A 12,871-nucleotide genomic window follows, 5' to 3' on the forward strand; every position below is an offset into this window, starting at 1 on the left:
CCAGCGATGTTGCGGCGGCTTCAGGTCCGCATGCGCGCGGCGAGCGCCTGTTCCAGATCGGGTGCGGCCTCGACCAGGGCGCGTGCGGCCGGGGTCGCGGGATGCTTCAATACTTCGCGCGTCGGGCCCCGCTCGACGATGCGCCCCTCATCCATCACCATCACTTCGTCGGTGATCGCCCGCGCCACCGTCAGGTCGTGGGTGATGAACAGATAGGTCAGGCCGAGCCGCTGGTTGAGATCGGCGAACAAATCAAGGATCTGCGCCCGGATCGACACGTCGAGCGCCGACACCGGCTCGTCGGCGACGATCAGCTTCGGACGCGTGATGATGGCGCGGGCGATGGAGATGCGTTGCCGCTGGCCGCCGGAAAACTCATGCGGGAACTTGTCCATGTCGGCCGGCGCCAGCCCGACCTCGTCGAGCGCCTGCGCCACCAGATCGCGCCGCTCAGCCGCGCTCGGCTGCGTGTCGAGCAGATGCAGCGGTTCGGCCACCAGCCGCTCGACGCGATGGCGCGGGTCGAACGAGCCGTAGGGGTCCTGGAACACCACCTGCATGTTGCGCCGCGCGCCGCGCAATTGCGCCTCGCTCTTGCCGGCCAGCGTCTCGCCCATCAGGCGAATTTCGCCGGCGGTGGGCCGGTCGAGCGCCAGGATCATGCGGGCGAGCGTCGATTTTCCGCAGCCCGAACGGCCCACCAGCGCCACGGCGTGGCCGGCTGGCATTGAAAAACTGACCGCGTCCACGGCGCGGAACGGCTTGTCCTGGGCGAACAGCCCTCTGCGCCGGCCCGGATAGTCGCGCGTAATGCCGGAGACCTCGAGCAGCGCCGGCGCGGCTTGCACCACTGCGCGGCCGTTGGCGCGCGCCGGCACATGGGTCGAGGCTTCCGCCAGTTGCCGCGTATAGGGATGGCGCTTGGCGCTGAGGATATCGGCCGTCGGCCCGGCTTCCATCACCTCGCCGCTCCGCATGATCGTCACCCGGTCGGCCATTTCGGCGACGACCGCCAGATCGTGCGAGATCAGAAGCAGCCCCATGCGGCTTTCGTCGACCAGGTCGCGCAGAAGGTCGAGGATCTGCGCCTGCAGCACCACGTCGAGCGCTGTCGTCGGCTCGTCGGCGATCAGCAGTTTCGGCTTCAGCGCGCAGGCAATGGCGATCACCACGCGCTGCCGCTGGCCGCCGGAAAGCTCGTGCGGAAAGCGCGACAGGGGGAATTGCGCCTCGGGCAGGCCGACCCGGTCGAGGATGGCGCGGGCGCGCGCCTCGGCATCGGCGCGGTTGGCGCCGGTATGCCAGCGTATGCCCTCTGCCACCTGCTCGCCGATGGATTTGACCGGGTTCAGCGCCGTCATCGGCTCCTGGAACACCATGCCGAGATCGTCGCCGCGCAGCCGGCACATGGCTTCTTCGGGAGCCGCCAGAATGTCGATGCCGTCGAAGGTGACGCGACCCCTGGCGCGCGCGGCCTCCGGCAGGAGCTGCATAATGGTCAGCGCCGTCATCGACTTGCCGGAACCCGATTCGCCGACCAGCCCCAGCACCTCGCCGGATGCGATCGTCAGGTCGATGTCCTTCAATATGGTCGCCTCGCCGATCTCCAGCGACAGGTTCTCGATCGACAGCAGGCTCATCGCTGGCGCCTCAATCGTGGATCGAGCAGGTCGCGCAGGCCGTCGCCGAGCAGGTTCAGGCCGAGCACGGTGACGACGATGGCAAGGCCTGGAAAGATCGCCAGATGCGGCGCGACGATCATGCGCGTCTGCGCCTCGAACAGCATCCGCCCCCAGGAGGGCATGGGCGGCTGCGCGCCGAGGCCGAGATAGGACAGGCCGGCCTCGGCAAGGATGCCCAGCGCGAACTGGATGGTGCCCTGGACGAGCAGCAATGCGGTGATGTTGGGCAGGATATGCTCGATGGTGATCAGCGCCTTGCTCTTGCCGGCGGCGCGGGCGGCGAGGGTGAACTCGCGTGGCCAGATCGACAGCGCGCCGGCGCGCGCCACGCGGGCGAAGACCGGCACGTTGAAAATGCCGATGGCGATGATGGCGTTGAGCGCGCCGGGGCCGAAAATGGCCGTGATCATGATTGCCGAAAGCAGCGCCGGGAAGGCGAAGACCAGGTCGTTGAAGCGCATCAGCACCTCATCGACCAGCCCGCCACGCGCAGCCGCCCACGCGCCCAGCGGCACGCCGATCCCCATGCCGATGACGACGGCGACGATGGCGACGGCGATCGAGTTGCGCGCGCCGATCATGATCATCGACAGGATGTCGCGGCCCAGATGGTCCGTGCCGAGGAGATGGCTCGACGACAGCCCTTTCAACCGGTCGGCGACAGTGAGGTTTGTGATGTCGTAGGGCGTCCAGAAGAAGGACAGAAGCGCCATGCCGGCAATCATGAGCGTGATGGCGCAGCCGATCAGGAAGGAGCGGTTGGCCAGGGCCAGCCGCAGGAAACGGCGTTCAGGCGCCGCGCCGGGCAGGGCGGGGTCGAGGCTCATCGGCGTGTCCTCAGCCGCGGATCGACGATGGCGTAGCCGATATCGACCAGAATGTTGACCAGGACAATGCTGGCGACGAGCAGCATCACCACGCCCTCGACGACGATCAGGTCGCGTTGCGTGATGGCCTGGAACACCAGGCGTCCGAGGCCTGGCAGATAGAACACGTTCTCGATGATGATCGTGCCGGCAAGCAGGAAGGAAAATTGCAGGCCAAGAATGGTCAGCACCGGGATCAGCGCGTTGCGCAGCGCGTGATGCCACAGCACGATGCGCCGTGGCATGCCCTTGGCGCGCGCCGTGCGGATGTAATCCTCGCCGAGCACTTCCAGCATCGCCGAGCGCGTCACGCGGGCAAGAATCGCCGCCTGCGGCAGGGCGAGCGCCACGGCCGGCATGATCAGCGCCTTGATGGCCGGCCAGACGCCGGCGCCCCAGCCGGGAAATCCGCCCGCCGGCACCAGCCTCAACCAGACGGCGAACAGGTAGATCAACAGCAGCGCGAACCAGAAATTGGGGATCGCCACGCCCACCTGCGCGACCCCCATGACCATGGTGTCGGCCGGCCTGCCGCGCCGCGCGGCGGCAAAGATGCCGACGGACAGGGCGATCACCGTCGAAAGGACAAGCGCCATGATGGCGAGCGGCAGCGAGACGAGCACCCGTTCGCCGATCAGGTCGATGACCGGCGAGGAATAGGTGTAGGAGCGGCCGAAATCGCCCACCGCCATGCCCGACACCCAGTCGAGATAGCGCAGCAGGATCGGCTGGTTGAGCCCCATCTGTTCACGCAGCGTGGCCAGCGCCTCGGGCTCGGCGTTCATGCCGAGCATCAGCAGCGCCGGATCGCCGGGCACGATTTCCAGCACGCAGAACACCACGGCCGACGCCACGATCAGCGTGACGAGGCCGATGGCGAGCCGCTTGGCGAGATAGGCGGTCATCGGCGCGATGGGTGTGCGCTGCGCATCTGGTACGAAGCCGCGCCGCTAGTCGGCCCACCGCACCTCGGTCAGGTCATTGGCCTGGATCGGCGAGTTCTCCCACAGGCCCTGGAGCTGGGCGTCCCACACGCCGATCTTCGGTAATTGGAACAGGAAGCCGTTCACCGCGTCCTCGGCGATGATCTTCTGCGCCGTCTTGTACAGTTCGATGCGCTTGGCGGGATCAGCCGTCGCCTCGAGCGTGTTCATCACTTCCTTGAAGGCCGGGTTGTTGTAATCGAAGTAGTAGTCGTCGCGCGCGTAGATGTTGATGTCGTTCGGCTCGGTGTGCGAGATGATCGTCAGGTCGAAATCCTTGTTCTTGAACACCTGTTCCAGCCATTGCGCCCATTCGACCGGGATGATCTCCAGATTGATGCCCACCTGGCGCAACTGCGAGGCGACCACTTCACCGCCCTGGCGCGCATAGGGTGGCGGCGGCAGCTTGAGCGTCGCCGTGAAGCCGTCCGGATAACCTGCCTCGGAAAGCAGCGCCTTGGCCTTTGCCGGATCGTAGGGATAGGTGCCGGTCAGATCGACATAGGCCTCGTTGGCCGGCGAGAAATGCGTACCGATCGGCGTGCCGTAGCCCGAGCCGTTGCCGGCGACGATTTCGTCGCGGTTCAGCGCATGGGCGATGGCCTGGCGCACCTTGATGTCGTTGAAGGGCTCTTTTCCGTTGTTGATCGACAGGAGGGTCTCGCCCTCCGTCGCGCCGATCTTGACGGTAAAGCGCGGGTCGCTCTCGATCTGCGCCAGCGCGTCGCCGGCGGGCATTTGCGGGAAGGCTTGCACGTCGCCCGATAAGAGCGCCGGAATGGCGGCGGCCGCGTCGGGGATGATGCGGAACTCCGCCTTGTCCAGCCCGGCCGCGTTACCCCAATAGTCGGGATTCTTCGTCAGCTTCACCGCCGAGCCCTTGGCCCAGCTGTCGAATTTGAACGGCCCGGTGCCGATCGGATTTTCCTTGTTGGCATCGGCCGTCTCCGGCGCCACCATCACCGCGTCGCCCCAGCCCATATTGTAGAGGAAGGAGCCCTGCGGCGCTTTCAGCGTCACTTTGACCGTGGCCGGATCGACCACCTCGACCGTGTCGATGGCGGTGAAAAGCTGTTTTTGCGCATTGGTCGAATCCTCGGCGCGCGCCCGGTCGAGCGAGAATTTCACATCCTCCGCGTCGAAGGCGCTGCCGTCATGGAATGTGACGCCCTTGTGCAGCTTGAACGTATAGACCTTGCCGTCGTCGGAAACGTCCCAGCTTTCGGCCAGCGACGGCACCACCTCGCCATTGCGGCCGACGCGCGTCAGCCCCTGGAAGACATTGGCGTAGACGATCTCGTCGATGGCGGCTGCGGCACTTGCGGTCGGGTCGAGATGCGGCGGCTCTAAGACGACCCCGACGACCAGGTCGGTGCGTGCGGCGAAGACTGCGGTGCCCGTTGCCAGCAACAGCGCCGCACCACCGATGATGGACTTTATCGTTTTCATTGGTCTCTCCCGGGAAGCCTCCGATTTCGGAGGATTGAAGCGCGATTTCTCGCCTGAGTAAATCATTCGTCTTTAGCATTTTGCAGTCAGGTGGTTTCACCTGACGTCCGCACAAATGCGGAAACTTAGCATTTTGCAGTCAGGTGGTTTCACCTGACGTCCGCACAAATGCGGAAAACAAGAAGATGGACCCGGTTCAGCCGGGCGGACTGGCTCCGCGCAAAAGCGCATCCAGGCTCATCGCCATGACGGTCGCCGACTGAACCATATCCTCGATGCCGATCCACTCGTCGGGCTGGTGCGCCAGGTCGAGAATGCCCGGTCCGTAGGCGACGCAATCGTGCAGATGGCCGATGCGGGCAATGTGCTTCTGGTCGTAGGTGCCGGGCGAGATGATGTATTCCGGCTCCTTGCCGAACACTTCGCGGATACCGGCGGCGATGGCCGTCGGCACCGGTGCATCGCGCTCGGTCATCAGCGGCAGGACCTCCATCAGGTCGCGCAGGGCGTAGTCGAACTTCGGCCGTTCCCGCTTCAGCCGCTCGAGAATGGCGACGACCTCGCCCTTTACCTCGGCCAGATCCTCCTCGATCAGGAAGCGCCGGTCGAGCACGAGGCGGCAGGAATCGGCGACATTGGGCGCCGGCAGGCCAGGAAAGAAATCCTCGGTCTGGCCGCCATGCACGGAGTTGAGGTTGAGCGTCGAGCGCCTTGCGCCTTCCGGCACCACCGGCATCTGCGTCTGCTTGCGGTCGAGCGCCGGGAACAGCTCTTCCTCGAAGGCGGTGAGCACCGCCCCCATGTGGCGGATCGCCGAATCGCCGAGGAACGGCATCGCCCCATGGGCGATCGCCCCATGCGTCTCGATCTCCGCCCACCAGACGCCGCGATGACCAAGGCAGATGCGGTCCTTGTTGAGCGGTTCGGGTATGATGACGTGATCGACACGCGGCTTCGAGAAGAAGCCCTGGCGCGCCAGGTAGGCGACGCCGCCGAAACCGCCCGATTCCTCGTCCGCCGTGCCGGAAATCTCGATGGCGCCCGGATAATCGGGATAGACCTCGATGAACGCCTCGGCTGCGATGATCGAGGCGGCAAGCCCGCCCTTCATGTCGCAGGCGCCACGGCCGAAAACCTTGCCGTCGCGGACGATTCCGGCAAACGGATCGACCGTCCAGCCTTCGCCGGCCTCCACCACATCGATGTGCGAGTTGAAATGCACCGTTGCGCCGGGACCGCGCCCCTCGCGCCGTGCCACCATATTGGCGCGCGGATAGCGTTCCGAATCGCCGGGCGTGCCGGTGCCGCGGATCAGCTGTGTGGCGAAGCCGTGTCGCTTCAGCCTTGCGGCGATATACTCGGCACAAGGCGTATAGGCTTCGCCCGGCGGGTTCACGGTCGGGAAGCGGATGAGATCGGCGGTGAGGGCGACGAGGTCTTCGACGCGGCCGCGAACGGCTCGTGCAAGCTGGTCATTCATGGCATGCAATAGAGCGGGCGGCGGGCCGCTTTGCAAGATCGTCAACACGCGATTGTGAGTGTGCCAAACTTGCACCACTAGCCGGAGCATAGTTCACTGAGCACTGTTCATTTTAGGTTTTGTTATGATTTTCTCGTAACTTGAGTGGTGCGAGACGCAGATTCACCGACAGAGCGGGGGGCGCTCATGAAAAGCTTTTTTTACGCCTTGGCGGTTGCCGGCTTGCTCTTGGCGGGCGGCGCTGCTGAAAGCGCGGCTGCCAACCTGGTTGCCCGGGTCAGTCTTTCCAAGCAGACGATGACGGTCACGCATCAAGGGCGCGTCCTGCATCGCTGGCGTGTTTCCACGGCGCGCCGCGGTTACGTGACGCCACGCGGCCAGTGGCGGCCCAAGCGCATGCATCGCATGTGGTACTCGCGCAAATACGACATGTCGCCGATGCCCTATTCGATCTTCTACCATGGCGGTTATGCGATCCACGGCACCAACGCCGTATCCAGGCTTGGCCGTCCGGCCTCGCATGGCTGCGTGCGGCTCGACACGGCCAACGCCGCGCGGCTTTATGCGCTGGTCCGCAAGATCGGCCCCGGCAACACGCGAATCATCGTCACGGATTGAACGTCGGGACGCAGGCTACATCGCCCAGCGCTTGTGGAACCACATCCATTGGCCGGGGTCCTCGCGAACCCAGCCCTCGACGATGTCGTTCAGCATTTGCGCGCTCGCCGCGATGTCGATCGCGCCGCCCTCATTGCGCGGCAGGGTGATCTTGTCCTGGACCTCGAGCCGGTAGCGGCCGCCGGGCAGGCGGATGCAGCGCGCCGGATAGACATCGCACTCATACTGGCGCGCCAGCTTCGGCAGAAGCGGATTGGTCAGGCATTGGCGGCCGAAGAACCGCGTGCGCACGCCTTTCTGGAACTTCTGGTCGACCAGCACCCCGACATTGCCGCCATCGTCGAGCACGCGCGCCAATTGCAGCGCGGCCCCCGCCTGCGAGGGCACCAGGCCGCCCATCGCCCCACGCCGTGTCCGCAGGATGTAGTCGGCGACATACGGATTGTTGGGCGGGCGGAACAGCGAGGTGGTGGCCAGATCGAATTTCGATGCGGCGATCGGCAAAAACTCGAAATTGCCCAGATGCGCGGTGAAGAAGATGTGCGGTGTGCCTTTCTCCTCGCGCAGCCGCAGGAACACGTCGCGCCCCGACACTTCGACACGCCCCGGCGTGTCGCTCTCAGGGTCGAAGTCGAACAATTTGTCGAGGAAGACATATTCGGCGGCGAGCCGCGCCATGTTCGCCCACATGTCCGAGGCGATGGCCTCGATCTCGGCCTCCGATTTTTCCGGATAGGCGTGGCGCAGATTGCTGACGGCAAGCCTGTGCCGGCCGACCCATGGGCCGGCCTTCCGCGCGACCGTTTCGGCCAGATCGAGCGCCTTTTCCGGCGGCAGCTGGCGCAACAGGGTCAGGACGGCGATGACGAGCTTGCCGGTCAGCCAGTATTCGGCGGCTTTCAGCCGCCTGGCGAAACGAATGAGAAAGCGCTGCATCGCGCCGGTCAGCCGACGCGCAGGATGATCTTGCCGAACACGTCGCGGCCTTCCATGCGCGCCAGCGCCGTGTCGATGGCGTCGAACTCGACCACCGTGTCGATGACCGGCGAGACGAGGCCCGCCGCCATCTTCTGCATCGCGTCGGCCATGTTTTCCATGCGGCAGCCGAACGAACCGATGAGCCGCAATTGCTGCTGGAAAAGCTGCATCAGGTTCATGCTGGTCGAGACGCCGGAGGTCGAGCCGCAGGTGACGAGCCGCCCGCCGCGTTTCAGAGACAGCATCGAACCGGCCCAGGTGTCGGCGCCCACGTGCTCGAACACCACATCGACGCCACGCTTTTTGGTCAGCTTGCGCACCACGCCTTCGAAGCGGTCCTCGCGATAGTTGATGACGTGGTCGGCGCCGAGCGCCCTGGCTTTGTCGATCTTGTCGTTGGAGCCGACCGTGGTGATGACGGTGCAGCCCATCCGCTTGGCAAGCTGGATCGCCGCCGAGCCGATGCCCGAGCCGCCGGCCTGCACGAGGATCGTCTCGCCGGGTTCGAGCTTCGCATTGTCGAACAGCATGTGTTCGACCGTGCCGAAGGTGACGGGCGCCACCGCCGCGCCGATTTCGTCGACACCGGGCGGGGCCGGCACCAGAAGGCGCGCCGGCAGGTTGATCTTTTCCTGGGCGAAGCCGTCGAGATGGAAGCCATGCACGCCGGAGACATGTTCGCACAGATTGTCGCGGCCCTCGCGGCAGGGGCGGCAAAGTCCGCAGGTGCGCGCGCCATAGATCGACACGAGCTGGCCGGGCAGGAGGTTGCCGACGCCCGCGCCGACGGCCTCCACTTCGCCGGAAGCCTCCGCCCCGACGACCAGCGGCATTTTCCGCTTGGCGAACGCCATGCCGCGCCAGCCCCAGACATCGATATGGTTGAGCGCGACGGCGCGGATCTTCACCGTCACCTCGCCCTGGCCGGGCGGCGGCGGAGAAGGGAGATCGACGGTTTCAAGCTGGCGATCCGCGACGAGTTGCAATGCGCGCATGGGTTCAGGTTCCGTCAAGAGTGCGTTGTAGTTGGTGAATGGTGAATGGTGAGAATCTTGTCTTTCCATTCACCATTCACGCTCTTTCATTCCGGTTCGCGCGCCATGACAAGGCAGGTGTTCTGGCCGCCAAAGCCGAAGGAATTCGACAGAACGGTGGAAACCTGCGCCTCGCGCTTCACATTCGGCACCACATCGAGCTCGATCGCCGGGTCCGGCGTGTCGTAATTGATCGTCGGCGGAAGGATGCCTTCGCGCATGGTCATCAGCGAGAAGACGGCTTCCACGGCGCCCGCCGCCGACAGCGTGTGGCCGATCATCGACTTGTTCGACGAGACCGGCACATCCTTGATCCGCTCGCCGAACACGGTCGACAGCGACAGATGTTCCATCTTGTCGTTTTCCGGCGTCGAGGTGCCGTGCGCGTTGATGTAGTCGATCTCGCCTTCGGCCATGCCGGCATCCGACAGCGCGGCCCTGACGGCGGCGATGGCTGGCGAACCGTCAGGTTTGGAGCGGGTGCGGTGGAAATCGTCCGATTTCTCGCCGCAGCCGCGCATGATGCCCAAAATCTCGGCGCCGCGGGCCAGCGCGCTTTCCAGCGATTCCAGCACCAGCGCGCCGGCGCCCTCGGCCAGGACGAAGCCGCTGCGGTCCTTGGAGAAGGGGCGCGAGGCTTTTTCCGGCACGTCGTTGTGCGTCGTCAGCGCCGAAAGCAGCGAAAAGCGGATCAGTGCCTCCGCCGTTGCCGAGCCGTCGGCGCCGATGGCCAGCGCCCGGTCGCATTCGCCGCGGCGGATCGCCTCGATGCCGAGCTGGATCGCCGTCGCGCCCGAGGCGCACGCCGTCGACAGCGTGATCGGCAGGCCACGCGTGCCGTATTGCTCGGCCAGCCGGTCGGCGATGGTGGCGAACTGGCTTTCGTCGAACATCCGCATGGCGTGCGCCGTGCGCGCCGCCTCGATCAGGCTCTTGTTGCCATTATGGTCGCGCGCGCCGGCATAGAGCGACAGGCGATGCCGCCAGTCCAGCTCGACGGGCGGAGCTGCCAGAAACAGCGGTCCGGCGAAATCGTCCGCCGGCAGGCCCGATTGCCCGACCGCTTCGGCGGCGGCCAGATTGGCAAGCTCGAAGGTCAGCGCGCTGGCGCCGTCATTGCTCGACGGCAGGAAATCGACCGTGCCGGCAATGGTCGTCGCCAGGTGATCGACGGGAAAGCGCGTGATCGGGTGAATGCCGGAGCGGCCACCAATCAGCGCGTTCCAATTGTCCTCGCGGCCCTGGCCGAGCGATGTGACGACGCCCATGCCGGTGACGGCCACAACGGGTCTTGCAAAACTGTCGGTCGTTTTCACCAGATCGATCTCTTATCCTGCGGGCCAGAAGGCAACGGCCTAAGCCTTGGTGACGAGCCCCATTCCTTCAAAACAATGATAGCCGATCGCCGTCGCCAGCACAGCCTCCGGCACGCCGTCGAACGCCGCTTCCTTGTCCGTGTCGAAAGCGGGATAGGCCTTGCCGTGCCGCACGGCCAGCGCGGCCAGCGCCACGGCGAAGGGAAACTGCGCTTCCTTCATATGCCCGGTCAGCGAGGAAAAGCCGCGCGGGACCAGCCTGCCGTCCCGGCTCAGCGCCTGCTCTTCGGCCTGCGTCGCCGCATGCGCCCCCGAGGCACCCGAAACCGCCAGCAGCGGCCCCTCGGGCAGGGACATCCGGTCGAGCATGGCGCCGATGCCGTCGGCAAGCGGTTCGCTGTTGCGTCGGCTGCGGCGCGAGACGACGGGACCGATGCTGGCATAGGCTTCGCGGCCGCGCCGTTGCGCATGCTCGCGCGATTCCAGGACGAGGAACGCTGCGCCCGAACCCGTGATGACGCCACCGCCTTGCGAAGCCGCGCGCTGCCAGACCGGCTTCCAGTCGTCGCGATGCAGGAAGCCCGCCAGTTCATAGGCAAGCAGCATATCGGAATGTTCGGTCTGAAAGGCGCCGCCGACCAGCAGATGCGAGGATTGGCCGGCGCGAATGCGCGCGGCCGCCGTCTCGATCGCCGAAACGCCGGAACCTTCCTCGCCCATGAAGGTGCGCGAGGAGCCTGTCACCTTGTGAACGATGGAGATGTTGCCGGCCAGAAGATTGGAAAGCTGCGCCAGGAACAGCGTCGGCCGCAGTTCCGTTGTGAGTTTCTCGTTGAGCAGCACATCATGGTCGTTGCGCGTCAGCGAGGCGTCGAGGATCGCCTGGTCGACGGCTTCGTCGCGCTCGCCGCCGCCGGCCGCCACCACCAGGTCCATCGCCGCGCACAGGGCCTCGTCGCCCTTCATCCCGGCATCGTCCAGCGCCAGTCCGGCCGCATAGGTGCCTAGGCGCTGCCAGGTCTCCATCTGCCGCTGGTCGCCGCGCCGCGGAATCTGCTGGCTCCAGTCGATCTCCGGCAGGGGATGGATCGTGTAGGGCGCGAAGCGCTCCCGGTCGAGAACCGGCGCCGGGGAAGCCGCGGTCAGCGCCCGCCAATGGGCATCCGCGCCTTCGCCAAGCGAGGAGACAATGCCCATCCCGGTGATGACGACGTCGCGCGGGCTCATACTATCCTCATCAACTCTGCTTCTGGTGGTCTGACCCAAACAGACGGGTACCATCTGTCAGGGAAGATCGCCCCCAAGGACGCATTCGGACTCAGCCGGCCTTGGCGGCGACCAGATCGTCGATCTTGGCGCACAGGTTCTTCATGACGAAATACTCCTCCGTCGAAGCCTTGCCGTCATTGACCTCCTGGGTCCATTTCTCGAGCGGCACCTTGATGCCGAATTCCTTGTCTATGGCAAAGACGATGTCGAGGAAGTCCAGGCTGTCGATGCCCAGGTCGTCGATGGTGTGGCTTTCGGGCGTAATCTTCTCGCGGTCGATCTCGCTCGTCTCGGCGATGATGTCGGCAACCTTGTCGAATGTCGTCACTTGGGGGCCCTCGGTCTGGGGAGATTCTTTTGAATCGAATGATTGTGGGGTCTCTAATCGGTTTTCACCGGCAGGAAAAGGGGTGTTCCTTGTTCGCCGGAGCGCCATGCGTCCATTCGGACGCCCAAAGGACGCTCTGTTCTTGTTGTCCCGCATTTATGCGGACGCCAGGCAATCGCCTGACCACAAAACGCTATCAGCCAGCGATCAGTTGAAGGTGATGCGCCCGGCGGCACGCAGATTGTCGCTTCCTCGTGACAAAATAATGGCCTCGCCCTCACGCGCCGAGCCGCCGATCATCGCCTCGATGATCGCCAGATGGGTCACCATGACGAGATTGCCGGAGCCGGTATAGGCGTCAATCCTGGCCAGGATTTCCGCCTTCTGTGCTTCCGCGGCTGCGTCATCGGGCGGGATGTCGAGCGCATCGAAGAGTTCCACCAACTCCGCGCCGAAGGCCATGACGGCCGTGTCGCGGGCGCGGCAATAGCGGCTGGTCAACACTTTCTCGACGGGGGCGGCGCGTGCGTCGTACAGGGCGCCGATACGGCGTGCCTGCTGCCGCCCGCGATCCGACAGGTTGCGCTGCGTGCCGCATTTCTCGATGTCGAAATTCGCCGGGTCCCCGGTGCCCGGCGCGTTTGCATGCCGCATCAGCACCACTTGTCCGCCGTTGCGCAGCAATGCCCAGCCGGCTTCTGTCGCCTGGGCGGGAAGGGTGAATAAAAACAACGCAATGGCGATGAACATACGAAACATGCGGCAATCCTCAAATAATGCTTTCTAGCATATAGGCCGTCGCACGCATCATGAAAGAAGCGGGCATCGTACACACACGATGCTCTACACCCCTTTGCATTGACCTTGT

12 protein-coding genes are annotated in these 12,871 nt (G+C 65.1%); 1 reads left to right on the top strand and 11 read right to left on the bottom strand.

Features of this window, described 5'->3' with window-relative positions:
* Positions 1-20 precede the first annotated feature (20 nt).
* From AB843_RS16375 to AB843_RS16395, 5 genes are all read right to left on the bottom strand, one after another.
* Complete coding sequence (locus AB843_RS16375; RefSeq protein ID WP_048647940.1) at positions 21-1,640, bottom strand: ABC transporter ATP-binding protein; 1,620 nt, start codon at positions 1,638-1,640, stop codon at positions 21-23.
* The gene (locus AB843_RS16380) at positions 1,637-2,509 is read right to left on the bottom strand and encodes an ABC transporter permease (protein ID WP_157384537.1); all 873 of its coding nucleotides are present in this window, start codon (positions 2,507-2,509) and stop codon (positions 1,637-1,639) included. The genes AB843_RS16375 and AB843_RS16380 overlap by 4 nt, the downstream gene beginning before the upstream one ends.
* Positions 2,506-3,453, bottom strand: coding sequence for an ABC transporter permease (locus tag AB843_RS16385; protein ID WP_048647941.1), 948 nt, complete (start codon positions 3,451-3,453; stop codon positions 2,506-2,508). Before AB843_RS16385 ends, AB843_RS16380 begins: the two co-directional genes overlap by 4 nt.
* Before the next feature lie 45 nt (positions 3,454-3,498).
* Positions 3,499-4,980, bottom strand: a complete 1,482-nt coding sequence (locus AB843_RS16390) for an ABC transporter substrate-binding protein (RefSeq protein ID WP_048647942.1) — start codon at positions 4,978-4,980, stop codon at positions 3,499-3,501.
* Positions 4,981-5,176: 196 nt separating this feature from the next.
* Positions 5,177-6,460 carry an acetylornithine deacetylase/succinyl-diaminopimelate desuccinylase family protein gene (locus AB843_RS16395; protein ID WP_048647943.1) on the bottom strand — a complete coding sequence of 428 codons (1,284 nt, stop codon included), beginning with the start codon at positions 6,458-6,460 and terminating at the stop codon, positions 5,177-5,179.
* A 186-nt stretch (positions 6,461-6,646) separates the two neighbouring features.
* On the opposite strand from AB843_RS16395, the gene AB843_RS16400 reads away from it, so the two are divergent.
* Positions 6,647-7,078: a L,D-transpeptidase gene (locus AB843_RS16400; RefSeq protein ID WP_048647944.1), complete on the top strand. Its 432-nt coding sequence runs from the start codon at positions 6,647-6,649 to the stop codon at positions 7,076-7,078.
* Positions 7,079-7,093: 15 nt separating this feature from the next.
* Here AB843_RS16400 and AB843_RS16405 read toward each other — a convergent pair whose 3' ends face one another.
* The 6 genes from AB843_RS16405 to AB843_RS16430 all read right to left on the bottom strand — a co-directional run bounded on the left by AB843_RS16405 (position 7,094) and on the right by AB843_RS16430 (position 12,762).
* On the bottom strand, positions 7,094-8,014 hold the full coding sequence (locus AB843_RS16405; protein WP_048647945.1) for a lipid A biosynthesis lauroyl acyltransferase: 921 nt from the start codon (positions 8,012-8,014) through the stop codon (positions 7,094-7,096).
* Between the two features lie 8 nt (positions 8,015-8,022).
* The gene (locus tag AB843_RS16410; RefSeq protein ID WP_048647946.1) at positions 8,023-9,051 is read right to left on the bottom strand and encodes a zinc-binding dehydrogenase; all 1,029 of its coding nucleotides are present in this window, start codon (positions 9,049-9,051) and stop codon (positions 8,023-8,025) included.
* A gap of 86 nt (positions 9,052-9,137) precedes the next feature.
* Positions 9,138-10,358, bottom strand: coding sequence for a beta-ketoacyl-ACP synthase (locus AB843_RS16415; protein ID WP_048647999.1), 1,221 nt, complete (start codon positions 10,356-10,358; stop codon positions 9,138-9,140).
* 87 nt (positions 10,359-10,445) lie between these two features.
* On the bottom strand, positions 10,446-11,633 hold the full coding sequence (locus AB843_RS16420; RefSeq protein WP_048647947.1) for a beta-ketoacyl-ACP synthase: 1,188 nt from the start codon (positions 11,631-11,633) through the stop codon (positions 10,446-10,448).
* Between the two features lie 91 nt (positions 11,634-11,724).
* Positions 11,725-12,003: an acyl carrier protein gene (locus tag AB843_RS16425; protein ID WP_048647948.1), complete on the bottom strand. Its 279-nt coding sequence runs from the start codon at positions 12,001-12,003 to the stop codon at positions 11,725-11,727.
* Between the two features lie 207 nt (positions 12,004-12,210).
* Positions 12,211-12,762 carry a histidine phosphatase family protein gene (locus AB843_RS16430; protein WP_048647949.1) on the bottom strand — a complete coding sequence of 184 codons (552 nt, stop codon included), beginning with the start codon at positions 12,760-12,762 and terminating at the stop codon, positions 12,211-12,213.
* Positions 12,763-12,871: the final 109 nt, after the last annotated feature.

This window comes from Nitratireductor soli (assembly GCF_001050155.1).
Taxonomy (GTDB): domain Bacteria; phylum Pseudomonadota; class Alphaproteobacteria; order Rhizobiales; family Rhizobiaceae; genus Nitratireductor; species Nitratireductor soli.